Raw genomic sequence first — 24,709 nt, 5'->3', positions numbered from 1 at the left:
TGCCTAGCTGGCGGCGTCCCACTCTGAAATGGATGTCAAAGGCCCCCAGCCGAGATCGACTGGGGGCCTTTGTGCTGGTGGGCGCGGACGGTTTCGAACCGCCGACATCTGCTTTGTAAGTTCGATCCGGGGCCGCTCCGGCCGCTGCCGGTGACTGGTGCGACGGCCGGACAGGGATGCTGGTGTACGCCTCCGTCCGGCGTCGTTGATGTCAGTCGTGGATGTCAGAGACCTTCTGATCCGTAGCTCTACAGAGATCGGTCGCTGCCCCACAGCCCTCCGATGTCGCGGACCGTCAGCAGGGTCCCTTGTCCTGGCCGGTTCCGCAGATCGGTCCGGGGTCCTCGTAGATGTAGGCCAGGAAGAGTGCCCAGGCAATCAGGGCGACCACGGTGCCGATGCGCCACAGCCGTTCGTTACGTCGCTTGGTCTTCTCGTCGGGACCGTCAGGCTTGTCCCGTTCTTCACTGTTCACGTTCCCCCTAGTGTGTGCGATCGAGGCCTCGCGTTCGTGCACGCGGGACTGCCCGGCCCCGGTTCCGTCCTGTGCGTCGCCGTGTCGGGCGCGGGACGCGCGACCCTGGGCGTCACCCGGGCCTGCCCGAAATCCAACTACCCGTCGATGCAGGTCTGTCGGACACAGGGCGTCGCCGCTTGTCCGCGCCTGCATCGAGGGAGAGCGCACCCCCTACACCCCGCGGCCCCGGGCTGATCCGAAAGACACGGCCTAGCTCCGATGCGAACTACGGGCGGGGAGGTCGCTGAGGTCATCCGGCCTGATCCCTCGGCCGTCAACGGCTTGAGACGGCTCTCTGGGGTCGGCACGGTTGCTGTACTTCGCTGCGGTACCGCCCTCCCAGGTACAGAGGCTTTGAGACGTGGCCTCATCCTTATCAGGTCGATCATGGGGGCTCTGGGACCTCGCCCAACACGCTCCGCGCGTCGTCTGGCCTGCCGCTGACGTTCGGCGTCGATCGGCCAGATGCGCACTCGTTGGTGTCAGCCGCTGATGTCATCGCCGGACGGTGGCCTTGACAGGCTCTGGTCTGCCCCTTCGTCGCCACCCATGGCGTCGAGCAAACGTTGCCGTGCCTGGTCCAGGCGACCGGCGTAGTCCGGCATGAAGACTTCAGGCAGCGTCGTTTCCAGGGGCCTTGAGATCGCATAGATCGCAGACCAGACCGCGCGGTCGGGCACGATGGCATCGAGCTTGTCGGACTCCATCATGACCTCGTAGAGCCAGTCAGACAGGACGAACGCCTGGTCGCGTGTGAGCTGGATGAGCACCGGTTCTTCGTCCACGCGGTCACGGTACGCGATGTTGACGACGCGCTCCTCAACCACAGCGAGGCCGGCACCGACGCGGAGCGACCACACCGGCCCCCGCCACATCGCGGCAGCAGCTGCTCCCCGCCCGCCCATTCCCGGTGGTGCGGTCGCCTCACGCTCCCGTCATCCGTGACGGCGGGGGTACGGCGCCCCGCCCCACTCAGGCCCGGCAGTCGGCTAGCCGTGCGCCGACCTCCGCGTCGTACGCCTCCACGACGCCCTACACGGTACGGCGACCCTGCTCACCGCGGCCAGCGTCGCTCCCCGCGTCGTCATGGAGATCCTCGGACACAGGCAGATCGCCGACACCATGAACATCTACACCCACATCTCCCACGAGCACCGGCAGGAGGCGATGGGGCACGTGGACCGGCTGCTCCGCCGGCGCCGTCCCGAGTGAGACTGCCGTCAATCACTACCGTCAAAGGCCCCCGCAGCATGAGCTGCGGGGGCCTTTGCACTGGTGGGCGCGGACGGTTTCGAACCGCCGACATCTGCTTTGTAAGAGCAGCGCTCTACCCCTGAGCTACGCACCCGTGGAATGAGGCAACAGCGTACATGGCCCACCGGTGGGTCCCGCAAACCGGGCGGGTTCGGGGGGTAGCCCCACCATCGGACGGTGGGTCGCCGGATCGTGGGGCGGTGGGTGGGTCCGTACCTTGAGGGGACAGTCAGCGCGTTACCTGGGGGTTTGATCGTCATGGCCGCTCGTCGCCGCATCCGTCTGCTCCTCGCCTCCGGCGGGGCCCTCGTCGTCGCCCTCGGGGTTTCCGGTTGTGGGAGCGCCGACGTCGAAGGAGCGCCCGTCGAGCGGAGGAACTTCGCGTTCTCCGGGGACACGCTCACTGTGGACGCCGAAAACTCCGCGCTGGAGATCGTGCCCGCCGACATCGAGGACGTGCGGGTCAGCCGACAGGTCGACGGGTGGGTGTTCATGGGGAACGGGCCCGACGCCAGTTGGAAGCTCGAAGGCGGGCGGCTCACGCTGCGGGTGGACTGCGACGCCGTCGCCAGCAACTGCGACTCCGTCCACCGGATTCAGGTGCCCCGCGGCGTCGCCGTCACCGTCGAGGACGACAACGGGAAGGTGACCGCCGACGGGTTCAAGACCCCGTTGAAGGTACGGTCCGACAACGGCGCCGTCCTCGTCCGGGGGTCCTCCGGGGCGCTCGATCTGACCAGTGACAACGGTGAGGTCGTCGTCGAGGGCGGCACCACCTCCGAGCAGGTCGTCGCGCGGTCCGACAACGGGTCCGTACGGCTCTCCCTGAGCGCCGTACCGGGGCGCGTCGAGGCCGTCAGCAGCAACGGGGAGGTCGACATCGCCCTGCCCACCTCCTCCGTCCCCTACGACGTCGACGGGCGCAGTGACAACGGCAGCGTCCGGATCGACGTCCCGACCCGCAAGGGCAGCCCCCACGTCGTCACCGCCCACAGCGACAACGGGGAAGTCGTCGTCCGCAGCGCGAACTGACAGGCCCGTGTGTTCGTCCTTACCTGGTGGGAGAATGAACCAGACCGGGCAGGGCGGACACAGCACGGGAGAGGGACGTGGCGGCGACTCACGCGAGGGGCGGTTCGACGAGCGCCGTGACGACGGGGGCGGGATCGGAATCCGGGGCGGACGTACGAGGCAGGGGCGGAATCGGGCGGCTGGCGCTCGCACTGCCGCTGCTCGCCTTCGCCCTTCTTCCGGCCGCCTACGCCGGCGGCGGTACGCGGCGGTGGTTCGGTGGGCGTGGCGAGAGCCAGCGGGCCGAGGCACAGGCCGCCAAGGACGCCGCGGCCGCCGCGTTCTACGAGCTCGACACCGCCCAGCGTGATCTTCGGATCTCCATCGAGACGATCACCGCCGTCGACAGCTCGCCCGGCGCCCAGCGCGCCATCGACGGCTTCTCGGCCCTCGGGCAGCGGATCGACGAGGTCAGCCATGCCTACATCACCGCCGTCGACGCCCACGACCTCGACCGTGACGAGCTCGACGCCGCCACGGCCAACCGTGCCCGCACCGAGCTCACGCGCGCCAAGGACGAGCTCGTACGGGTCAAGGGGGAGCTGGACCGGTTCGAGCAGGGGCTCGGCCCCCTGCTCGACAAGGCGGAGACGCAGCTCGCCCGGCTCGCCCCCGCCGTCGAGCGGGCGCGACAGGCGCTCCGGAACGCGAGCACCGCTCTCGACACGGCGCGGCAGTCCGGTCTGCGAGCAGATGATCTCGCCGCGCGCCTCGCCGCCCTCGGCCCCGAACTGACCCGCCTCAACGAAGGCGCCGGCCGCCACGGCGTCCCCGAGACGCTCCAGCGAGCCGACCGCGTCCTGCGCGACGCCGAGGCCGTCCGCGCCGAGGCCGAGCGCCTGCCCGAGCGGGCCGCCGAGACCGGCAAGCGCCTGGTCTCCCTCCGTACCCGCGCCGAGGCGCTCACCACTCGGGCCGGTGCGGTCGAGCCGGTCCTGTCCGAGCTCCGCCGCCGCTTCTCCGCCGCCTGCTGGCAGGACCTCCAGCACGTCCCCGAGCAGGCCGGCGACAACGTCCGCAAGGCCGAGGAGAAGCTCAAGGAAGCGGCCAAGGCCCGCGACGAACAGCGCTGGCCGGACGCCACCAGCCTGCTCGCCACGGCCCGCGCCCTGCTCAACACCACCGACGAGGCCGTCTCCGCCGCCGGCGACCGGCTCCGTCGGCTCGAGGCCGTCGCCAAGGACCCGCAGCACGAGATCGAGCGCACGCGCTTCGCGATCCGCGACGCCCAGCGCCTCGCCATGGACGGGCGCAACACCCCCGACCCCCGGCACGCCCGCCCCCTCGACGACGCCGTCGGCCGGCTCGAACGCGCGATCGGCACGCTGGAGGGACGGCACCCCGACTACTGGCACTTCCTGATCGAACTCGAATCCGTCCGCACCGCTGCCGCCCGCGTCGTCGAGCAGATCCGCGAGGAGCGTGGCGCCGGGCACCAGTCCGGCTAGCCTGTCCCCATGCCTCGTTACGAATACCGCTGCCGGACCTGCGGCGACAGCTTCGAACTCAGCCGCCCCATGGCCGAGTCCTCCGCCCCCGCCGCTTGCCCCGCCGGGCACGACGACACCGTCAAGCTGCTCTCCGCCGTCGCCGTGGGTGGTACGGCGACGGGAGCGCCCGCCCCGAGCGGAGGCGGAGGCGGAGGCGGAGGCGGCGGTTGCTGCGGAGGAGGCTGCTGCGGCTGAGACCGCCACAGCAACAGCCACCACCGCCACCACCGCCACCACTGCCACCGCCGCTGCCGCTGCCAGGGCCTGCCGCCGTGCAGCGGAAGGTGCTGATCAGCGCTCCAGGCACCGTCAGCTGCCCCAGCAGCACATCAGCTCCCCAAGTACCGCAGGATCGCCAGCACCCGTCTGCTGTACCCCTCGCCCCGGCCCGTCAGCTCCAGCTTGTCGAAGATCGCGTTGATGTGTTTCTCCACCGCGCTCTGCGACACATGCAGCTGCCCGGCGATCGCCGCGTTCGTGTGCCCCTGCGCCATCGCCGCCAGGACGTCGCCCTCCCGCGGTGTCAGCCGGGACAGCGGGTCGGTGTGGGAGGTGCGGACCAGGAGCCGGCGGACGACCTCCGGGTCGAACGCCGTCCGTCCCTCCCCCACCCGCTCCAGCGCGTCCAGGAACTCGTCGACCTGCGCCACCCGGTCCTTGAGCAGGTATCCCACCGCCCCCGACTCTCCGGTCAGCAACTCGGTGGCGTACCGCCGCTCCACGTACTGCGAGAGCACGAGGACACCGACGTCCGGCCACTCCCGGCGGATCTCCAGGGCCGCCCGCAGCCCCTCGTCCGTGTGCGTCGGAGGCATCCGGACATCCGCGACGACCACCTCCGGCGGGTCCGCCGCCACCGCCGTCAGCAGTTCGACCGCGTTGCCGACGGCCGCCGTCACCTCATGGCCCTCCTCTGTCAGGAGCCGTACGAGCCCCTCCCGTAGCAGGGTCGAGTCCTCCGCCAGCATCACGCGCACGGGAGCACCGCCCGTACCACCGTCGGGCCGCCCACCGGGCTGTCCACGGCGAACCGCCCGTCCAGGGCCGCCGTCCGGCTCGCGAGCCCGCTCAGCCCGCTCCCCGACGCGTCCGCGCCACCCACTCCGTCATCCGTCACCCGCACGTTCAACTCCCCTTCCGTCACAGCCACATGTACGTCGATCCGGGTCGCACCCGCGTGCTTGACCACATTCGTCACCGCCTCCGAGACGACGAAGTAGGCCACCGTCTCCGCCGCCCTCGGCAGCGGCCCTTGCACCGTGTACGCCAGCGCCACGGGCAACGGGCTGCGCTCGGCGACGCTCTCGAGGGCGGCGCGCAGGCCGGCCTCGTCGAGGACGGTCGGGTACACCCGCCAGGCCACCTCGCGCAGTTCGGTCAGCGCACGCCGGCTCTCCTCGTGGGCCTGGAGCAGCAGTTCGTCGGCGCGCTCCGGGTCCCGGGCGCGCAGCCGACGGGCCCGGCCGAGCAACATGCCAAGGGCGACGAGCCGTTGCTGTACGCCGTCGTGGAGGTCGCGCTCGATACGGCGCCGCTCGTCGTGCACGACGTCCATGACCTCGGCACGGCTGGTGGCGAGTTGGGCGATCCGGGCCTCCAACGCATGGGCGTGGCTGGGCCCGAGGAGGTGGCGGGCCAGTCGGCTCTCGAGGGAGACGACACCGAGGGCCCCCTGGACGGAGAGGAAGAGCAGGAAGAACCCGGCGAGGCTGCTGAAGGTGACGAGCCAGGGGTGGTCGATCTCGGTGATCAACCAGCCGTAGAGACCGAAGGTGCCGAGCCCGAGGCCGTACGCGGCGCAGCCGAGGACGACACCGCCGAGGAGTCCGAGGGGCCAGCGGGCGGCGAGGTGGCGCAGGGCCGCGCCGTCTCCCTGGACGCCGGGGAGCTTCACGCCGAGGAAGTGATCGAGTCGGTACCGCTCCAGCCGGCCGAGGGCGTGGGCGGCGGCGGTGAGGGTCCGCAGGGCGGCGGCTCGGCCGCGTGGCCAGGCGAGTACGGGGAGCAGCGCAAGCCCGCCGGCGATCAGACACAGCAACTCGACGACGGCGGTCGCGGCCCCGAGGGCGAGACCGGCCGCCACACGGAGCCAGCGCATGACGTAGCCGGCGAGAGTCCTCATGATCGTCCACGCTAACGGCAGTCACCGCCGCCCGCACTGCGGAAAACCACAACCGGAAAACCACAACCGGGAATCCACAAGCGGGAATCCACAAGCGGGAATTGCCCACCCGAGGGATCCACAATCGGACGATCCACCGTCCACGAATCCGCAACCGGCGAATCCAACCCCCCAGACCGCAACCGCGGAATCCACTACTACGGAAACCCGCACCCGTACTGTGCGGCCGGCCCCAGTCCGCCGCCTGCCTCCGCTTCCTACCGTCGAAGCCATGGAAACCTGGATCAACGACCTCATGGATACGCTCGGTGCTCCCGGTGCGGGGATCGCCGTCGCCCTCGAGAACCTCTTTCCGCCGATCCCGAGCGAGGTGATCCTGCCGCTCGCGGGCTTCGCTTCCGCGAGCGGGCGGATGGATCTGCTCGCCGCGCTGCTGTGGACGACGGCCGGCTCGGTGATCGGCGCGCTCGCCCTGTACGGGGTGGGGGCGCTGCTCGGCAGGGAGCGGACCGTCGCGATCGCGGCGAAGCTGCCGCTGGTGAAGGTCGCGGACATCGAACGGACGGAGGCGTGGTTCGCCCGGCACGGCACCAAGGCCGTGTTCTTCGGGCGGATGGTGCCGATCTTCCGCAGTCTGATCTCCGTGCCCGCCGGCATCGAGCGGATGCCGCTGCCCGTCTTCCTCGCCCTCACGACGCTGGGCAGCGCGATCTGGAACACCGCCTTCGTGCTGGCCGGTTACGCGCTCGGCGACAACTGGGAGCAGGTCACCGGCTATGTGTCGGTGTACTCGAAGGCGGTGCTCGTGGCGGCTGCGGGTGCGGTGGTGTGCTTCGTGGGGCTGCGGCTGCTCAGGCCGGGTCGGGGAGTTCGGCGGGGGACCCGTTGAGCTGCGCCGGCACCGACGCGTGGTGATCGGCCACGGCCGTCCGGAACCGGCGGATGATCTCCTCGCCCGCTGCCACGCCGCGCTCGGCGAGCACGTCGACGTGCGGGGCGGTCCAGGCCGTGTCGGCGAGCTCTCCGTGGCCGGGCCGCCAGGAGCGGTCGGCGGCGAGCAGCAGGTCGGCGTCGAGGAGGGAGTCCCCGGCGGCGAGGGTGAGCGTGGCGCCGCAGCGGCGCGCGACCTCGTGCATCGCCGCGCTCTTGGTGAGCGGCTTCGGTACGGCGTACACCTTGCGGCCCTGGAGGGAGACCGTCCAGCCGCGGTCCTCGGCCCAGTCGCCGAAGCGCTTCAGCCACTCCTCCGGCAGCCGCTCGCGCTCCACGACGAGGTACGCGAAGAGGTCCTCGGCGACCCGGTGCTTGCGGACCCAGGACAGGTCCGTGGTGGCGGTGAAGTACGCGCGGATCTCGGCGAGCGGCGCGCACTCCTCGGCCAGTCGGCGCACCACGGCCTCGTGCCAGTCGCGGTCGCTGACGCCGTCGACGAGGATGTGCCCGCCGTTGGCGCAGATCGCGTACTTCGGTGCGGGCCCGGGGAGTTGGATGCGCTGGTACTGCTTGCGGGTCCGGGTGGTGGTGGGTACGAAGACCGCTTCGGCGCCCAGGTGCTCCAGGAGCACGGCCGCGTCCTCGGTCATGTACGACAGCGGCTTGGACTCGTGCACCTCGATGCTGAGCAGTCGGGGTGCCTGCGCGTCGGGCATGCCGAGCGCGAGGGCGGCGGAGGAGTAGATCAGCGTACGGTCGAGGTCGCTCGCGACCATCACGGTGCTGGTCACTGGGAGACCACCGCCTTCCCGTCGGCGCCTGTGGCGCCTCTCGTGTACTGGGGGTGGATCAGTCCCACGCAGGTGTACGGGAGTCCGTCGACCTCCTCGACGGGCACCCCGCGCTGTTCGGCGAGCAGCCGTACGTGCGCGAGGTCGTCGCCCGCACCGCGCTGGGCGAGGATCTTCCAGGGGACGCGGCGCAGCAGGACCCGGGTGGTCTCGCCGACGCCGGGCTTGACCAGGTTGACGTCGTGGATGCCGTACTCCTCGCTGATCCGCTCGACGGCCGCCCAGCCCTCCCAGGTGGGGGTGCGGTCGGCGGCGAGCAGCTCCTTGACGTCGGTGTCGACGGCGTCGGCCACCTCGTCGAAGCGGGCGGAGACGGCGTCGAGGAAGTCGTTCGAGACGTCGGCGCCGGCCAGTTCGCGGTAGAACTTGCCGCCGTGGAAGTCGTCGGGCCCGACGAGGTCGGCGCGCAGGACCGTACGCGATATCAGGCCGGAGACGGTGGAGTTGAGGCAGGCGGAGGGGATGAGGAAGTCCTCGCGGGTGCCGTAGGTACGCACGCAGGAGCCGGGGTCGGCGAGGACGGCGATCTCCGGGTCGAAGCCGGTGATCCCCTCGACGCGTTCGAACTCCTCGATCGCGTCGGCGAGTTCGCGGGTGATGGCACCCTTGCCGGTCCAGCCGTCGACGAAGACGGCGTCGGCCGGGTCGTGATGGGCGGCGAGCCAGCGCAGCGCGTTGGCGTCGATGCCACGGCCGCGCACGATGGAGACGGCGTAGTGGGGCAGGTCGATGCCGTGGCGGGCCTGGGCCCAGCGGCGCATGAGCACGCCGACGGGGGTGCCGGCCCGGGCCAGGGAGACGAGGACGGGCGTTCCGGGCTTCTCGGCGAGCACGGTCTCGGTGACGCAGCCGACGGCGCGCGCGATGCGGGCGGCGGAGGTCTCCAGAGCGGCGCGGAAGAGCTCCTGGTACCGGTCGCTCGGCTGGTACTCGACAGGCAGCGACTCGGCGTAGTGGGCGCCTCCACTCTGGATCGCCTCCTCGCGCTCCTCGGTCGGGGCCTCCAACTCGACGTCCGAGAGGTCCTGGAGCAGCCAGCCGACCTCCTCGGGCGCGTACGAGGAGAAGGCTGGGCCGCGGAGGGGCTCGGGCAGCATGGAGCTCCTTTCGGGAGCTTCGGTGGCGGGAGCGGGGATCGAAGCGGAAGCGGGCATCGAAGCACGGGCGGGAACCGCGGCGGGGGCGGGTCCGTATGACGGGACGTACGAGGGGACGACGGCGAGGACCACGTGCGGTATGTGCTCCGCGAGCCGGGCCAGCAGACCGTCGGGGGCGTGCAGCTCGGGGGTGTCGGCGACGGAGTCGACGACGGCGACGACCGCGTCGAAACCTGCGCCGGCCACGTTGTAGGCGTACCGCTCGCCGGGCCCGTCGGCGGGCTCGTCGTGGGCGGGGAAGACCAGCCGGGTGCGTATGGCGTAGCCGGGGTCGTCGACGGCGAGGACGGGCGAGCGGGTGGTGGTGGAGTACGAGACGTCGAGGCCGCTCTCCTCGAGGGCGAGCCCGAGCGCGAGCGGTGCGTACATCAGCTCCTCGAAGCCGAGGACGAGGACGCGACCGGGCCCCGCGGGCGGGAGCGCCTCGGCGAGCCGCGCCGCCAGCACCGGGAGGGACGTCTCCAGGCGGGAGCGGTGCTCCGGGGTGAAGCCGTGGCGGCCGCCGTCCGGTACGCCCTGCGGCCAGTCCAGGTCGACGCGTACGGCCGCCGCGGTGGCGCGCGGCACAGGAACGGCGGAAGCGGCCGACGCCGCGGGCTCCCCCGCCACGGCGGGATCCGGGCCCACGGCGGGAGTCACGCTCACGCCCGGCGCGCCGGACCCGGCCGCCTCGTACCGCGCCACCAGTTCCTGGCCTCTCTCCAGGACGCCCTCCGGCAGGCCCACCGTGCCCGCCGCGAGGGTCAGCAGGTCCACGCGGGCGCCGATCTCGGCCGCGAAGGCCGTGAGACGGTCCCGGTCGGCGGGGGTGCGCATGTCGACCAGGGCGACGATCACGTACCGGTCGCGCGGGTAGCGTTCGTGCAGGTCCCGGATGGTGTTGAGGACCGTGTTGCCGGTGGAGAACTCGTCGTCGACGAGGACCAGCGGGCCGTCACCGGCCAGCAGCTTCGGGTCCTCCGGGAGCAGCAGGTGCGAGGTGGCGTGCGAGTGGGACTCCTCGAAGCCACCGGCCGGGGCGACGCCCGCCACGGGCCGCCGGGTGGAGTGCAGGTAGGGGGCGAGGCCGACGCCGTCGGCGACGCTGTGGCCGAGACCGGTCGCCGTCTCCGCGTACCCGAGGACGACGGCCCGTGCCGCCTCCTCCTCGCCGAGCAGCTCACGTACGCGTAGGCCCAGGTCGTACCCGGCGCCGTGGACCACCGAGGGGCGCTGCGGCACGTGCTTGCCGAGCACGTTGGAGACCAGCAGGTGCGCGCGCTTCGGGTTGCGGCGCAGTGCGAGGCCCAACAGGCCCGGGAGCTCCTCGCCGCCGATCAGTTCGACGCCCAGTCGCTCCGCGACCCACGTTCCCGACCACACCACGTCGTCCTTCACCTTCCGTCAGCCGGCCAGTCCGGCGGTGAGCAGATCGACGAAGCCGACGTCCTCCTTGGCGACGCCGAAGACCTCGGCGCGCAGGAGGGTCCGCTCGGCCCACGCGCGATGCGGCTTCACCTCGTTCATCTTGTTCGTGTACGCGGAACGCATCACGCCGCCCCCGCCGCGTTCGGGCCGCAGGATGTCCTGGGCGTCGCTGTACTCCTCGTGGCTGACCACGGAGAGTGCGTGCACCGGCACCACATGGGTGGGGTGGATACAGGTCTTGCCGAGCAGACCGTTGGCCCGGTCGAGTTCGATCTCGCGCAGCAGCCCGTCGAGGTCGTGCTCGATGAGCGCGGTGCGCAGGTCCTCCGCGCTGCCCTCCAGGAAGGGGCTGCGGCGCAGCTGGGGCTTGAACATGCGCTCGCCGAGCCGGAAGTACTCCCAGACGGGCCCGGTGATGGTGAAGCCGGTGCCGTCGGAGCGGCCGAGGACGTTGACGACGTCGGCGATGACATGGGCGACGAGCTGGACGTCGTAGGCCGTCATGTCGGGCGGGCGGCGCAGTCCGTACGCGGAGCAGAAGTCGGTGACGCCGAGCCGCAGGGCGAGGACCCGCTCGCGGTACTTGTCTACGGTCGCGGCGATGCCGGCGAGGGTCTCGGCGCGGGTCTCCAGGTGCAGAAGCTCGGGCGATTCGAGGACGGGCATGGCGAAAAGCCGCCGTCCGCTCGCCCTCTCGGCGACGGTGAGGGCTTCGAGGAAGGCCCGTCCGCGTGTCTCGGTGAACTTCGGCAGCACGAAGCCGGACAGCAGGTGGACACTGTCGCCGAGCCGTGCGACCAGATCGGTGATCTGGCGGGGCTCGCGGACCCGGATGAAGAGCAGGGGCACATCCTGGGGGGCGTCCGCAGCCGCGAGGTCGGCGAACTGGCGGACGAGGTTGGCCTCGGCCGCCTCCACCTCGGCGTCGTCGATGGAGTCCTCGAGGCACAGCACCATGGAGACGACCCCGCGTGCGGCCTGTTTGCGCACGTCGTCGGCGAGCCGCGGCCGGGTGGCCGGGCTGTAGAGGGTGGCCCCCAGGGCCACGGCGAGCGTGCTCGCGGGCGAGTCGGCGGTGAACTCGGCCGGCTCCCTATGGAACAGCCCGGCCCGCGAAGCGGACGGGATGTGCCCGAAATGACGCATGTAACTCCCCCGACTGCCTCTCTGGGCCCTGACGACATGTGGCCGGTAATAGTACGTAGGTGCGGGTGTCCTTAGTTCCCTTCCATCATGAAATCCAGGTAACTCATCCGCATCCGGCGCATCTCTCCCCGTTCGCCATGGCCCCCGCGTTGTCCACGGGCGGACCGGGAAGGCAGGATGACGGTCATGACGCACGCGATGCTGAAGGGCTCCAACGTCCCTCTCGACACCGCGGCCGTACGGGCCGTGCTCCGCTGGACCCCGGGACCCGGGGTCCCCGACGTGGATGCCTCGGCGCTGCTCCTCGGCGCCGACGGTCGTGTGCGTTCCGACGAGGACTTCGTCTTCTACAACCAGCCACGCCATCCCTCGGGGCTGGTGCGACGGCTGCCGAAGAAGCGGGTGGCGGAGGGGCTGACCGACACGGTCGAGGCCGATCTCGGCGGGCTGGACCCGTCGGTCGACCAGGTGGTGATCGCGGCCTCCTCGGACGGCGACACCTTCCGTTCCGTCTCCGACCTGCGGATTCTGCTGTACGACGCGGGTGCGGCGGACGGGGAGCCGCTGGCCCTGTTCGATGTGAAGGCGGAGACGGGCGAGGAGACGGCGATCATCTGCGGCGAGCTGTACCGCCGCGGGGACGGCTGGAAGTTCCGTGCGGTGGGGCAGGGCTATCCGACCGGGCTCGTCGGGCTCGCCACCGACTTCGGGATCTCGGTGGACGAGGGCACGGACGAGGGGACCTCCGACGCGGGAGCGGGCGAGGCTCCGGCCGCCGCGGAGCCGGGGCTCGACGCGACGGTCGTCCAGCCTCCCGTGTCCGTACCGCCGCAGCCGACCACTCCCCCGGCGCCCGTACCGGGCTACGGCTACCCGCAGCCTGCCACGCCCGCGCAGCCCGCCTACGGCTACCCACAGCCCGCCTCCCCGGCGCAGCCCGCCTACGGCTATCCGCAGCCCGCCACGCCCGCACAGCCCGCGTACGGCTATCCGCAGCCCGCGGCGGCCGCCGCGCCCGCTCCGGACCCGAACTTCCGGCTGCCTCCGATGGGCCCGCAGTTCGTCCGCCCGTAAGGCCGGCCTCGGCTCTGCCCGTGAGGCCACGGGTCAGGCCTTGGTCTTGTAGCCGCGCCCCCACTGCAGGCCCCACCCGTACAGCCGGTCCAGTTCCGCCTGGAAGCCGTACACGAACTTCACCTCACGGCGGACGATCAGCTCGTCCTTGACCTTCTCGACGGTGAACACCGCGCAGGAGCGGGCCTGCGGGGCGCGCTCGTCCAGTTCGATCTCGATCCGCGGCCCGTTGCTGGGGTAGAGCGTGACCTTGGCGTGGGTGCGGTCGAAGGCCGGGGTCTGGTCGTAGATGTAGACGAAGAACAGCAGCCGCTTGATCTCGTCCCGGTGGTCGAGATTGACGAAGATCGTCTCGCCGGACGAGCCGCCGAACCGGTCGTCGCCGCTCAGGTTCACGTACGGCGGCGCGTTCAGGGACCCGAAGAAGTTGCCCAGCGGCTGCACGACGCCCTTGCTGCCGTCCGCCAGCTCGTACATGCAGCCGAGGTCCAGGTCGACGTTGACCATGCTCTGGGTGTGCGCCTGGACGACCTCGGGCTTGAAGAGCTTCGAGGGGTGGCGGAGCAGCTGGCCGCTCTGGCGTGAGCGGCCCTCGATGTCGGAGGTGCGCATCCGCCAGGAGAGGTTGACCCGGAGATTGCCGGTGGCGGCGCCCTGCTTGGTCAGGGAGACCGACGGGCGCCGTTTCGTGAGGTCGATGGAGTTGCTGGACGCGCTGCCCGAGTCGAACTGCGCGGCCCTGCCCGGAAAGAGGCCGTCCCAGAAGGCCATGTGCCCCCACCCCCCATTTGATGCCATGGCATACGCGGCGGGGCGGCCGGGTGCACCGGCCGCCCCGCTGTGAAGCGTTCCTCGTTGCCGGGGGTGTCACACCCCGGAAGACACCTCGGTCTTGCCCGAGGAGTCAGCTTTTCCCTCGGCCGCCGCCAATGCCCTGTTACGGCGGACGGAGGACCAGAAGGACCAGCCGATGAAGGCGACACCGATGAGGCCGGTGACGACCTCGGGAATCTGGTAGCGGATGCTGATCATGAGGATCACCGCGAGCGCGCCGATGGCGTAGTGGGCGCCGTGCTCCAGGTAGACGTAGTCGTCGAGGGTGCCCTGGCGGACCAGGTAGACCGTCAGCGAACGGACGTACATCGCGCCGACGCCGAGGCCGAGCGCCATCAGGACGATGTCGTTGGTGACGGCGAAGGCGCCGATGACACCGTCGAAGGAGAACGACGCGTCGAGGACCTCGAGGTAGAGGAACATGAAGAAGGCGGCCTTGCCGGCCAGCTGCACGGCGGAGACGGGCTTGCCGCTGCGCTTGGCCTCCTCCTCGGCCTCGTGCTCGCGCTCCTCTTCCTCCTCCAGCTTGTTCTCGAAGTAGCCGGAGAGACCGCCGACGACGAGGTACGTGATGAGGCCGAAGACGCCCGAGAGCAGGACGGTCGCCGCCTTGTCGACGTGCGTACCGCCGTGCTGGTGAGCCTGGGTCGCGAAGGTCATGGCGCTGATCGCCAGGACGATCAGGGCGATGCAGACCGACAGCATGTCGATCTTGCCGAGCTTGGCCAGCGGGCGCTCCAGCCAGCCGAGCCACCTGATGTCACGGTCCTCGAAGATGAAGTCGAGGAAGATCATCAGCAGGAACATGCCGCCGAAGGCCGCGATCGACGGGTGTGCGTCGGTCACGAGCTGCTCGTAGCGCTCGGCATCGTTGAGGGCGAGATCGACGGCCTCGATGGGGCCGATCTTGGCGCTGATCGCGACGATCACGACGGGGAAGACCAGGCGCATGCCGAAGACGGCGATCAGGATGCCGATCGTGAGGAAGATCTTCTGCCAGAAGGCATTCATCTTCTTCAGAATTCCGGCGTTGACCACCGCATTGTCGAAGGACAGCGAGATCTCGAGGATGCACAGGATCGCGACGATCCCGAACGCTTCCCACCCCCCGTAGAGCACCGCTGCGACCAGCCCGAGCGCCGTGATGGCGAACGACCAGCCGAAGGTTTTCAGAACCACTGTCTACCCCATCGTTAAAAGTACGCGGCTTTACGAAACGTTGACCCCGAAGTCTAGAGCGATGCCCCGGAGGCCGGACGCGTACCCCTGCCCCACCGCCCGGAACTTCCATTCGCCCCCGTACCGGTACAGCTCGCCGAAGATCATCGCGGTCTCGGTGGAGGCGTCCTCGGAGAGGTCGTAGCGGGCGAGCTCCTGGCCGTCCGCCTGGTTCACCACGCGGATGAAGGCGTTGCTGACCTGGCCGAAGGTCTGACCCCGGTTGTCGGCCTCATGGATCGAGACCGGGAAGATGATCTTGTCGCAGTGTGCCGGGACCCTGATCAGGTCCACGATGAGCGACTCGTCGTCGCCGTCACCCTCGCCGGTGAGGTTGTCGCCGGTGTGTTCGACGGAGCCCTCGGGGCTCTTCAGGTTGTTGTAGAAGATGAAGTACTCGTCGCCGAGCACCCGTCCCGACTCGCACAGCAGGGCGCTGGCGTCGAGGTCGAAGGGCGCTCCGGTGGTGGAGCGCGCGTCCCAGCCGAGGCCGACCAGCACCTGGGTGAGGTTGGGTGCGGCCTTGGAGAGGGAGACATTGCCTCCCTTGGCGAGCGTGACGCCCATGTGTGGTTCCTCCCCGGTGAGTGCTGCTCGGTCCTGCTGATGAGGCGCTGGTGGTGCGGCGCTGTCTGCGGTGCGCGCGACGGGCGGGCGCACCTGTCGGTGGTGCGGTGCCCGTGAGGTGGTGTCGGTGCGGCGCTGTGGGCGGCGCAGCTGTCGGTGGTGCGGTGCCCGTGAGGTGGTGCCTGCGAGGCCGTGCCTGCGAGGCGGTGCGGATGGCGCCGCTGACGGGCACTGCCGATGAGGCACGTCCGGCGCCGCACGGAGAGTGCGGCGCCGGACGGATCAGTCGTGCGTGACTCAGACGTTGACGCCGAAGTCCGCCGCGATACCCCGCAGGCCGGAGGCATAGCCCTGGCCCACGGCGCGGAACTTCCACTCCGCGCCGTTGCGGTACAGCTCGCCGAAGACCATGGCGGTCTCGGTCGAGGCGTCCTCGGAGAGGTCGTACCGGGCGATCTCGGCGCCGCCGGCCTGGTTCACGACGCGGATGAACGCGTTGCGGACCTGACCGAAGGACTGCTGGCGGTTCTCGGCGTCGTAGATCGACACCGGGAAGACGATCTTGGCTACATCGGCGGGCACCGTGGCCAGGCTGACCTTGACCTGCTCGTCGTCGCCCTCGCCCTCGCCGGTGAGGTTGTCACCGGTGTGCTCGACCGAGCCGTCGGCGCTCTTCAGGTTGTTGAAGAACACGAAGTCCTGGTCGTTGCGGACCTTGCCCTCCGCGCTGACCAGAATGGCGCTGGCGTCGAGGTCGAAGTCCGTCCCGGTGGTGGTGCGGACGTCCCAGCCGAGACCGACGGTGACGTCGGTCAGGCCAGGGGCCTCCTTGGTCAGCGAGACGTTGCCGCCCTTGCTGAGGCTGACTCCCACGAGTCCCTCCATGTGGTTACCAGGGGCAGCGCCCCCGTCGTGCGTTGGCATCGGATCAACGAGTGGATCCTAGTGACGGGTTCCCGGCCTGGACAGACGATTCGCCCCGATGGTCAGAGAGTGTCGAGGGCCTTCACGTACTCGCCGAGGTCCCGGGCGTCCGGAAGGGCGTTCACGACGGTCCAGCGGATCACGCCCTCCTTGTCGATGATGAAGGTGCCGCGCACTGCGCAGCCCTTCTCCTCGTCGAAGACGCCGTAGGCGCGCGAGGCGTCGCCGTGCTTCCAGAAGTCGGAGAGCAGCGGGTACTCCAGGCCCTCCTGCTCGGCGAAGACGCGCAGGGTGTGGATGGAGTCGTTGGAGACCGCGAGGAGCTGGGTGTCGTCGTTGACGAACTTCGGCAGGTTGTCGCGCAGCTCGCACAGCTCGCCGGTGCAGACGCCGGTGAAGGCGAAGGGGTAGAAGAGCAGCACCACGTTCTTCTCGCCCTTGAAGTCGGAGAGCTTCACGGTGCGGCCGTGGTTGTCCTTGAGCTCGAACTCCGGGGCCTTGGTGCCGACCTCGATCGCCATGGCGTGCGCATCCCTTCACTGGACCGGACAGGTGAAAGGCCCAGCCTACGCACAGAGCCCCCGCCGGCTGTGCCGGCGGGGGCTCCTGCTGCTTGGGAATCAGCGCTTGGGGGCGACCAGTCGGCTGCCCGACCAGTCCTTGGCCACGCTGATGCTCTTGGTCTGGGAGAAGCCGGCGGTCTGCGCGGCGTCACTGATGTCGCTGGGCTCGACGTAGCCGTCTCGGCCCGTCTTCGGCGTCAGCAGCCAAACGACCCCGCCGTCCTCCAGCAGGCCAATGGCATCGACCAGGGAGTCCGTCAGATCTCCGTCCTCGTCGCGGAACCAGAGCACGACGGCGTCAGCGACGTCGTCGTAGTCCTCGTCAGCGAGGTCCGACCCGATGATGGACTCGATGCCTTCGCGGAGATCGAAATCGACGTCGTCGTCGTAACCGATCTCCTGGACCACCTGTCCGGGCTCGAACCCCAGCCTCGCTGCCGGGTTGGTCCGCTCCTCCGCGTGGTCCGCGGTCGCGCTCACGGCTTGCCTCCTGATCATGTATCGGAAAATGCTTCGGCCACGTGCGTACGCGCGGCGCTGGCCGTAGTCCACACGGGCTGGGCGGATCGCGCAAGTACCCGGCCCCCGAGACCGCCGAAACGGTGACGTTTGGGGCCGTCTCGCCGCATCTTCCGGTCCGGTTCCACTTCGCTCCGTGACAAATGGCACACGCTTCGTCCCGCTTTGCGTTCTTCCGCGGCTTCAGTCTGCCGAACATGGTGACGAAACGCATGCGCGGGTTGGGCGTAAGGTTGCGATTTGACCCAACCAGGCGCCCAGCGGGGGTTACCCCTCGGTAGAGATGACGTTTGACACCGACGGGGTACACGATGGACATCCCGGCCTTCCCGTGGGCTCCACCGAACAGCGAAGGAACAGCGTGGCTTCCGGATCCGATCGCAACCCGATCATCATTGGCGGCCTTCCCAGCCAGGTCCCGGACTTCGATCCCGAAGAGACTCAGGAATGGCTCGACTCCCTCGACGCCGCCGTCGACGAGCGGGGCCGTGAGCGAGCCCGCTACCTGATGCTCCGCCTGATCGAGCGGGCCCGCGAGAAGCGCGTGGCCGTGCCCGAGATGCGCAGCACGGACTACGTCAACACGATCGCGACCCGGGACGAGCCCTTCTTCCCGGGCAACGAGGAGATCGAGCGCAAGGTCCTCAACGCGACGCGCTGGAACGCGGCCGTCATGGTCTCGCGCGCGCAGCGCCCGGGCATCGGGGTCGGCGGCCACATCGCCACCTTCGCCTCCTCCGCCTCGCTGTACGACGTCGGCTTCAACCACTTCTTCCGCGGCAAGGACGAGGGCGACGGCGGCGACCAGATCTTCTTCCAGGGCCACGCCTCCCCCGGCATCTACGCCCGCGCCTACCTCCTCGACCGGCTGAACGAGACGCAGCTCGACGCCTTCCGCCAGGAGAAGTCGAAGTACCCGAACGGGCTCTCCTCGTACCCGCACCCGCGGCTGATGCCGGACTTCTGGGAGTTCCCGACCGTCTCGATGGGTCTCGGCCCGCTCGGCGCGATCTACCAGGCCCGGATGAACCGCTACATGGAGGCGCGCGGCATCGCCGACACCTCCAAGTCGCACGTCTGGGCGTTCCTGGGCGACGGCGAGATGGACGAGCCGGAGTCGCTCGGCCAGCTGTCCATCGCCGCCCGCGAGGGCCTGGACAACCTGACCTTCGTCGTCAACTGCAACCTGCAGCGCCTCGACGGCCCGGTGCGCGGCAACGGCAAGATCATCCAGGAGCTGGAGTCGCAGTTCCGCGGTGCCGGCTGGAACGTCATCAAGCTGATCTGGGACCGCTCCTGGGACCCGCTGCTCGCCCAGGACCGCGACGGCATCCTGGTCAACAAGCTGAACACCACGCCCGACGGCCAGTTCCAGACGTATGCGACGGAGACCGGCGCGTACATCCGCGACCACTTCTTCGGCGACGACCAGCGGCTGCGCTCGATGGTCGAGGGCATGTCGGACCACCAGATCCTTCACCTCGGCCGTGGCGGCCACGACCACAAGAAGATCTTCGCGGCCTTCGCGGCGGCCAAGGCCCACAAGGGCCAGCCGACCGTGGTGCTCGCGCAGACCGTCAAGGGCTGGACGCTGGGCCCGAACTTCGAGGGCCGCAACGCGACCCACCAGATGAAGAAGCTGACGGTCGACGACCTCAAGCGCTTCCGCGACCGGCTGCACATCCCGATCACGGACGCTCAGCTGGAGGGCGGCCTGCCGCCGTACTACCACCCGGGCCGGAACTCCGAGGAGATCCAGTACATGCACGACCGCCGCAAGGCGCTCGGCGGGTACGTCCCGACGCGTGTCGTGCGTGCGAAGCCGCTGGTCCTGCCCGAGGAGAAGACCTACGCCCCGGTGAAGAAGGGCTCCGGCCAGCAGTCGATCGCCACCACGATGGCGTTCGTCCGGCTGCTCAAGGACCTGATGCGGGACAAGGAGATCGGCAAGCGGTTCGTGCTGATCGCGCCGGACGAGTACCGCACGTTCGGCATGGACTCGTTCTTCCCGAGCGCCAAGATCTACAACCCGCTGGGCCAGCAGTACGAGGCCGTGGACCGCGAGCTGCTGCTCGCGTACAAGGAGTCCCCGACCGGGCAGATGCTGCACGACGGCATTTCCGAGGCCGGCTGCACGGCCTCGCTGATCGCGGCGGGTTCCGCCTACGCCACGCACGGCGAGCCGCTGATCCCGGTCTATGTCTTCTACTCGATGTTCGGTTTCCAGCGGACCGGCGACCAGTTCTGGCAGATGTCCGACCAGCTCGCGCGCGGCTTCGTGCTCGGTGCCACCGCCGGCCGTACGACGCTGACCGGTGAGGGCCTCCAGCACGCGGACGGCCACTCGCACCTGCTCGCCTCGACGAACCCGGGCTGTGTCGCCTACGACCCGGCCTTCGGCTTCGAGATCGCGCACATCGTCCAGGACGGCCTGAAGCGGATGTACGGCCCGGACGCCGAGGACATCTTCTACTACCTGACCGTCTACAACGAGCCGATCCAGCACCCGGCCGAGCCCGAGAACGTGGACGCCGAGGGCATCCTCAAGGGCATCCACCGCTACAAGGCGGGCGAGGCCGGCGCGATCCCCGCGCAGATCATGGCCTCCGGTGTCGCCGTGCCGTGGGCGGTCGAGGCACAGCGGATCCTCGCCGAGGAGTGGAACGTACGGGCCGACGTCTGGTCCGCCACGTCCTGGAACGAGCTGCGCCGCGAGGCCGTCGAGGTCGACCGGCACAACCTGCTCCACCCGGACGAGGAGCAGCGCGTCCCGTACGTGACTCGGAAGCTGTCCTCGGCCCAGGGCCCGTTCGTCGCCGTCTCCGACTGGATGCGCTCGGTTCCGGACCAGATCTCCCGCTGGGTGCCGGGGACCTACACCTCGCTGGGCGCGGACGGCTTCGGCTTCGCGGACACGCGGGGTGCGGCCCGTCGGTTCTTCCACATCGACGCCCCGTCGATCGTCCTCGCCGTCCTCACCGAACTCGCCCGCGAGGGCAAGGTCGACCGGTCGGTGCTGAAGCAGGCCGTGGACCGCTACCAGCTGCTCGACGTGGCGGCCGCGGACCCGGGTCCCGCCGGCGGCGACGCGTAACGGCATCACCGTGTGGTGCGGGTGCGGGGGCGAATGCGCCCCCGCACCCCCCATACGATTCCCGGCATGAAGGAACGCTGGGAGAAGCGCACCCAGACGCCACTGCTGATCCTGGCAGTGGCGTTCGGCATTGCGTACGCCATTCCGATCGTGGCGCCTGATGCCGATCGCCGGGTCCATGAGCTGTGTCTGGCAATGGAGTGGGTGGTGTGGGGCGCGTTCGCCGTCGACTACGCCGTGCGGCTGACGCTGGCTCCGGCAAAGTGGCGGTTCGTATGCGGACATCCGCTCGACCTCCTCGCTGTCCTGCTTCCGCTGGTGCAGCCGCTGCGGCTGCTGCGGCTGGTCTCCACGCTGCTCCTGGTGGGCCGGCGGGCCCGGATGGCCCCGCAGATCACGCTCACCACCTATGTGGCGGGCGCGGTGGTCGGGCTGCTGATGTTCGGCTCACTGGCCGTGCTGCACGTGGAGCGCACAGCCCCGAACGGGAACATCAAGACGCTGGGCGACGCGGTGTGGTGGTCGTTCACGACGATGACGACCGTCGGCTACGGCGACCACGCCCCGACCACGGGTCTCGGCCGCGTCCTCGCCGTGGGCCTGATGCTCTCGGGGATCGCCCTGCTCGGTGTGGTGACCGCCAACATCGCGGCCTGGTTCATCTCCCGCTTCGAGCGGGACGACGCCCAGGACCGCCGGCAGACCGAGCTCCTGGAGGCCCTGACCCGGGAGGTCCAGGAGCTGCGCGGCGAGGTGGCGCGGCTCTCCGCACCGGCCTCCGCGCCCACCTCCACGCCGGCCTCCGCGCAGACGTCCGCGCTGGCCTCCGTGCAGACGTCCGCGCCCACCTCCGCGCCCACCTCCGCGCCGGCCTCCGCGCCGGCCTCCGCGCCCGCCTCCGTGCCGCCGCAGGGCGAGATCCCTACCGCTCCCAGATCTTGAAGGCTCTGACCTGATACGGACTCTGGGGCACCCAGATCCCGCGCCCCGGATAGGTCTCGAACTCCCCCGTCTCGGCGCACTCCGCGGACTGGTACGTCGTGACCGGCCGCCCGGTGCGGTTGGCCAGTGCCTGGGCGCTCGTGCCCGGCGGCAGGGCGACGCAGCTCTCGACGTCGGTGTCGGCCAGCTCGTGCGTCCACGCCGTACCCCGGAAGTCCGCCTTGGACCACAGGCACAACTGGCCGGGCGCACAGGCCCCGAGCCTGGGTGCCGGAGCGGCCTGAGCCGCCGCCCGAGCGGCCTGGGCGGCCGGAGCGGCTGCCACGGGCAGGGCGGGCAAGGCGGTGAGCAAGGTGGCCGCCAGTGCCGCCAGAAGGACGCGCCGGAGTGCGTGGCGGCCCACGTCGTGGTGGGCCGGATGGGTTGCGTGATGGGTTGCGCGATGGTTTGCGTGCTGGCGTGCCTGGCGCCTGACGAGCTTCGTGTACATGGTGACCAACCCCCCGATTTCGTAACTCTCTGTAATCAGAACTCTGACGGAGGTCACAGCCAGTTGGGAAGAGGCCAAGGGTCGGTTCACTCGAAGAGGTGACGGCCCCGCCGGACCGGGTCCGGCGGGGCCGTCATTTCACCAGGCAGACGTCAGATGTGGGCGCCGCCCGCACCCGCCTCCGCGTTCGCACCGCGCTTGGTGAGCGTGGCGACGCCGGCCGCGACGACGGCGACGACACCGGCGACGGTGAAGGCCAGGCCCATGCCGTCCATGAAGGTGTCGTGGATGACGCCGCCGATCCGGTCGATCAGGTCCGGGGTCATGCCGGGCGCCTGCGCCAGCCCCGACGGGACCATGCCGAACTCCGCGGCCTGCTCCAGACGGGAGTCGGGCGCGCCCGGGATTCCGGCGGCCGTCCAGTTCACCGCGAAGTCGCCGGAGACCTTGGAGGACATGACCGCGCCGAGCACGGCCGTACCGAGCGCACCGCCCACCTGCATCGCGGCCTGCTGCAGTCCGCCCGCGACACCGGAGAGCTCCAGCGGGGCGTTGCCGACGATGACCTCGGTGGCGCCGACCATCACCGGGGCCAGACCCAGCCCGAGCAGGGCGAACCAGAGGGACATCGCGAGCGTCCCGGTGCCCTCGGTGAGCGTGATCATGCCGAACATCGCGGCCGCGGTGCACACCATGCCGCCGACGAGCGGGATGCGCGGGCCGAACTTGGTGATGAGCGCACCCGCCAGCGGCGAGGAGACGATCATCATCGCGGTCAGCGGCAGCAGGTGAAGTCCGGCGTCGATCGGGCCGAGCCCCTTCACGCCCTGGAGGTAGAAGGTCACGAAGAACAGGCCGCCCATGAACGCGAAGGCCATCAGGACCATCAGGACCACACCGGCCGAGAGCGGCACGGAGCGGAACATCCCCAGCGGGATGAGCGGCTCCTTGACCTTGGTCTCCCAGAGGGCGAAGAGCACGAACAGCAGGATGGCGCCGCCGATGCAGCCCCACGTGTTGCCGCTCGCCCAGCCCCAGTCCGCGCCCGCCTGGATGATGCCCCAGATGAGCGCTCCCATCGCCCCGGAGAGCAGCACGATGCCGAGGATGTCGAAGGAGCGCGGGGCGTTCTCGGCGCGGTGGTCCTTGAGGATCACCAGGCCGAGCACCAGCGCGAGGACACCGACCGGCACGTTGATGAAGAAGACGGACTGCCAGCTGACGTGCTCGACGAGGAAGCCGCCGAGGATCGGTCCGCCCGCCGTGGAGGCGCCGATGACCATGCCCCAGATGCCGATGGCCATGTTGAGCTTCTCGGCGGGGAAGGTGGCTCGCAGCAGGCCGAGCGCGGCCGGCATCAACAGGGCGCCGAAGAGGCCCTGGAGGACGCGGAAGGCGATCACGAAGGCGATCGAGTCGGACAGGCCGATCGCACCGGAGGCGGCGGCGAAGCCGGCGATGCCTATCAGGAAGGTCTGGCGGTGACCGAAGCGGTCACCGAGCTTGCCGGCGGTGATCAGGGCGACGGCGAGCGCCAGAAGATACCCGTTGGTGATCCACTGGAGCTGGTCCAGGGTGGCGCCGAGGTCGGCCTGGATGGCGGGGTTGGCGATGGCGACGATCGTGCCGTCGAGCGCGACCATCATCACGCCGACCGCCACGGCGAACAGCGTCAGCCAGGGGTGGCCTCGCAGGCCCTTCGCCGGAGCCGGGGCGGGGCTCCGGTCACCCCCCTGACCCTGCGGGGCCTTTTCCACGGTGGTCTGACTAGTCATGCGGGTGAGGCTAATGTCAGTCACTGACAATTGACAAAGCAATTCACACGACGGTAACTGTCACGTAGCTCACAGGTACCCTGAGCTGCACGAAGCCTTGAAAAGTGGCGAAAAGAGGGCCATCCGGTGACGGTTTCCGGTCTGCGGGAACGAAAGAAGCAGCGCACACGGGACGCGCTGCTGCGCGTCGCCCTCGAGCTGTTCACGACCCAGGGATACGAGCAGACCACCGTCGACGAGATCGCCGACGCGGTCGAGGTCTCCCAGCGCACCTTCTTCCGCTACTTCTCCTCCAAGGAGGAGGCCGCCTTCGCCGTCCAGCAGATGGTGGAGGAACGCTTCGTCCAGGCGCTGGCCGAACGACCCGCCGAGGAGGGCCCGCTCGACGCGCTGCGCAACGCCGTACTCGCCGCCTGGGACACCATCGGCGAGGCGATCATGGAGGTCGTCCCCCTCGAACTGCATCTGCGCACCTTCCAGATGATCGAGTCGACCCCCGCGCTGCTCGCCGTCCATCTGCGCCGCTCCAGCGAGATGGAGGAGGCCATCGCCCGGCTGATCGCCGAGCGCGAGGGCCTGGACGTGGACGAGGACCCGCGCCCACGGATCGCGGTGGCGGCGTTCAGCGGCGTCATGAGGGTGACGGGTCAACTCTGGGGCAGGAGCGCGGACCCGACGCTGCAGGGGATGCGTGAAATGACCGAGTACTACCTGGACAACCTCGGCCCTGCCCTCGAACCGGAGTGGCGGAGCCGATGACT

General features: G+C 69.9%; 23 protein-coding genes, 1 tRNA gene and 1 pseudogene. 9 read left to right on the top strand and 16 right to left on the bottom strand.

The annotated features are described in order from the left end of the window. Positions 1-295 precede the first annotated feature (295 nt). Positions 296-475, bottom strand: a complete 180-nt coding sequence (locus tag ACZ561_RS08830) for a hypothetical protein (protein WP_469285737.1) — start codon at positions 473-475, stop codon at positions 296-298. A gap of 524 nt (positions 476-999) precedes the next feature. Then, positions 1,000-1,302: a hypothetical protein gene (locus tag ACZ561_RS08825; RefSeq protein ID WP_470991164.1), complete on the bottom strand. Its 303-nt coding sequence runs from the start codon at positions 1,300-1,302 to the stop codon at positions 1,000-1,002. A 214-nt stretch (positions 1,303-1,516) separates the two neighbouring features. Between ACZ561_RS08825 and ACZ561_RS08820 the strand changes: the two are divergent. Further along, a pseudogene (locus ACZ561_RS08820) lies at positions 1,517-1,729 on the top strand (tyrosine-type recombinase/integrase); the annotation flags it as partial. A 61-nt stretch (positions 1,730-1,790) separates the two neighbouring features. Here the strand turns inward: ACZ561_RS08820 and ACZ561_RS08815 are convergent. Then, positions 1,791-1,865 (bottom strand) — tRNA-Val (locus ACZ561_RS08815). A 164-nt stretch (positions 1,866-2,029) separates the two neighbouring features. On the opposite strand from ACZ561_RS08815, the gene ACZ561_RS08810 reads away from it, so the two are divergent. The 3 genes from ACZ561_RS08810 (at position 2,030) to ACZ561_RS08800 (ending at position 4,527) form a co-directional block, all read left to right on the top strand. Continuing rightward, positions 2,030-2,803, top strand: a complete 774-nt coding sequence (locus tag ACZ561_RS08810; RefSeq protein ID WP_470991162.1) for a DUF4097 family beta strand repeat-containing protein — start codon at positions 2,030-2,032, stop codon at positions 2,801-2,803. 77 nt (positions 2,804-2,880) lie between these two features. Beyond that, positions 2,881-4,290, top strand: coding sequence for a hypothetical protein (locus ACZ561_RS08805; RefSeq protein ID WP_470991160.1), 1,410 nt, complete (start codon positions 2,881-2,883; stop codon positions 4,288-4,290). Between the two features lie 9 nt (positions 4,291-4,299). Then, a complete protein-coding gene (locus ACZ561_RS08800; RefSeq protein ID WP_470991158.1) occupies positions 4,300-4,527 on the top strand; it encodes an FmdB family zinc ribbon protein in 228 nt (75 codons plus the stop codon). 134 nt (positions 4,528-4,661) lie between these two features. Here ACZ561_RS08800 and ACZ561_RS08795 read toward each other — a convergent pair whose 3' ends face one another. Beyond that, entirely contained in the window at positions 4,662-5,300 is a 639-nt protein-coding gene (locus tag ACZ561_RS08795; protein ID WP_470991350.1) for a response regulator transcription factor, read from the bottom strand. Then, positions 5,300-6,454 (bottom strand): sensor histidine kinase, encoded by a 1,155-nt coding sequence (locus tag ACZ561_RS08790; protein ID WP_470991156.1) that lies wholly within the window; start codon positions 6,452-6,454, stop codon positions 5,300-5,302. Before ACZ561_RS08790 ends, ACZ561_RS08795 begins: the two co-directional genes overlap by 1 nt. Before the next feature lie 271 nt (positions 6,455-6,725). On the opposite strand from ACZ561_RS08790, the gene ACZ561_RS08785 reads away from it, so the two are divergent. Beyond that, complete coding sequence (locus tag ACZ561_RS08785; protein ID WP_470991154.1) at positions 6,726-7,343, top strand: DedA family protein; 618 nt, start codon at positions 6,726-6,728, stop codon at positions 7,341-7,343. On the opposite strand, the gene ACZ561_RS08780 is transcribed toward ACZ561_RS08785, so the two are convergent. Genes ACZ561_RS08780 through ACZ561_RS08770 form a run of 3 tightly spaced genes read right to left on the bottom strand, consistent with a single transcriptional unit; the run spans position 7,306 to position 11,948 of the window. Further along, positions 7,306-8,163 carry an HAD family hydrolase gene (locus ACZ561_RS08780; protein WP_470991347.1) on the bottom strand — a complete coding sequence of 286 codons (858 nt, stop codon included), beginning with the start codon at positions 8,161-8,163 and terminating at the stop codon, positions 7,306-7,308. The genes ACZ561_RS08785 and ACZ561_RS08780 overlap by 38 nt on opposite strands. An 11-nt stretch (positions 8,164-8,174) precedes the next feature. Next, positions 8,175-10,760 carry a phosphoribosyltransferase gene (locus tag ACZ561_RS08775; RefSeq protein WP_470991152.1) on the bottom strand — a complete coding sequence of 862 codons (2,586 nt, stop codon included), beginning with the start codon at positions 10,758-10,760 and terminating at the stop codon, positions 8,175-8,177. An 18-nt stretch (positions 10,761-10,778) separates the two neighbouring features. After that, positions 10,779-11,948, bottom strand: coding sequence for an HpcH/HpaI aldolase/citrate lyase family protein (locus ACZ561_RS08770; RefSeq protein ID WP_470991150.1), 1,170 nt, complete (start codon positions 11,946-11,948; stop codon positions 10,779-10,781). Between the two features lie 177 nt (positions 11,949-12,125). Here ACZ561_RS08770 and ACZ561_RS08765 point away from each other — a divergent pair, with 177 nt between their 5' ends. Beyond that, positions 12,126-13,022 carry a TerD family protein gene (locus ACZ561_RS08765; protein ID WP_470991148.1) on the top strand — a complete coding sequence of 299 codons (897 nt, stop codon included), beginning with the start codon at positions 12,126-12,128 and terminating at the stop codon, positions 13,020-13,022. A 33-nt stretch (positions 13,023-13,055) separates the two neighbouring features. Here ACZ561_RS08765 and ACZ561_RS08760 read toward each other — a convergent pair whose 3' ends face one another. The 6 genes from ACZ561_RS08760 to ACZ561_RS08735 all read right to left on the bottom strand — a co-directional run bounded on the left by ACZ561_RS08760 (position 13,056) and on the right by ACZ561_RS08735 (position 17,608). Further along, on the bottom strand, positions 13,056-13,793 hold the full coding sequence (locus ACZ561_RS08760; protein ID WP_376444893.1) for a TerD family protein: 738 nt from the start codon (positions 13,791-13,793) through the stop codon (positions 13,056-13,058). Between the two features lie 96 nt (positions 13,794-13,889). After that, positions 13,890-15,035, bottom strand: coding sequence for a DUF475 domain-containing protein (locus ACZ561_RS08755; protein WP_470991146.1), 1,146 nt, complete (start codon positions 15,033-15,035; stop codon positions 13,890-13,892). A gap of 30 nt (positions 15,036-15,065) precedes the next feature. Beyond that, positions 15,066-15,641, bottom strand: a complete 576-nt coding sequence (locus ACZ561_RS08750; RefSeq protein ID WP_470991144.1) for a TerD family protein — start codon at positions 15,639-15,641, stop codon at positions 15,066-15,068. 297 nt (positions 15,642-15,938) lie between these two features. Beyond that, a complete protein-coding gene (locus tag ACZ561_RS08745) occupies positions 15,939-16,514 on the bottom strand; it encodes a TerD family protein (protein WP_376437728.1) in 576 nt (191 codons plus the stop codon). A 113-nt stretch (positions 16,515-16,627) separates the two neighbouring features. Further along, positions 16,628-17,086 (bottom strand): peroxiredoxin, encoded by a 459-nt coding sequence (locus ACZ561_RS08740; RefSeq protein ID WP_470991142.1) that lies wholly within the window; start codon positions 17,084-17,086, stop codon positions 16,628-16,630. 99 nt (positions 17,087-17,185) lie between these two features. Next, on the bottom strand, positions 17,186-17,608 hold the full coding sequence (locus tag ACZ561_RS08735; RefSeq protein WP_137989507.1) for a DUF3052 domain-containing protein: 423 nt from the start codon (positions 17,606-17,608) through the stop codon (positions 17,186-17,188). A gap of 400 nt (positions 17,609-18,008) precedes the next feature. Between ACZ561_RS08735 and aceE the strand changes: the two genes are divergently transcribed. After that, the gene (aceE, locus tag ACZ561_RS08730) at positions 18,009-20,741 is read left to right on the top strand and encodes a pyruvate dehydrogenase (acetyl-transferring), homodimeric type (RefSeq protein ID WP_470991140.1); all 2,733 of its coding nucleotides are present in this window, start codon (positions 18,009-18,011) and stop codon (positions 20,739-20,741) included. A gap of 66 nt (positions 20,742-20,807) precedes the next feature. Continuing rightward, a complete protein-coding gene (locus ACZ561_RS08725; RefSeq protein ID WP_470991138.1) occupies positions 20,808-21,683 on the top strand; it encodes a potassium channel family protein in 876 nt (291 codons plus the stop codon). Here ACZ561_RS08725 and ACZ561_RS08720 read toward each other — a convergent pair. Both ACZ561_RS08720 and ACZ561_RS08715 read right to left on the bottom strand, forming a co-directional pair. After that, on the bottom strand, positions 21,664-22,086 hold the full coding sequence (locus ACZ561_RS08720) for a peptidase inhibitor family I36 protein (RefSeq protein ID WP_470991136.1): 423 nt from the start codon (positions 22,084-22,086) through the stop codon (positions 21,664-21,666). The two genes, ACZ561_RS08725 and ACZ561_RS08720, sit on opposite strands and share 20 nt — an antisense overlap. A gap of 239 nt (positions 22,087-22,325) precedes the next feature. After that, positions 22,326-23,948, bottom strand: coding sequence for an MFS transporter (locus tag ACZ561_RS08715; RefSeq protein WP_470991134.1), 1,623 nt, complete (start codon positions 23,946-23,948; stop codon positions 22,326-22,328). A gap of 126 nt (positions 23,949-24,074) precedes the next feature. On the opposite strand from ACZ561_RS08715, the gene ACZ561_RS08710 reads away from it, so the two are divergent. Beyond that, positions 24,075-24,707: a TetR family transcriptional regulator gene (locus ACZ561_RS08710; protein WP_470991132.1), complete on the top strand. Its 633-nt coding sequence runs from the start codon at positions 24,075-24,077 to the stop codon at positions 24,705-24,707. Positions 24,708-24,709 lie beyond the last annotated feature (2 nt).

The organism is Streptomyces sp. NPDC039609, assembly GCF_055596705.1.
Note: the sequence above shows the minus strand (reverse complement) of the source record. Positions and strands in the feature narration are given on the sequence as shown.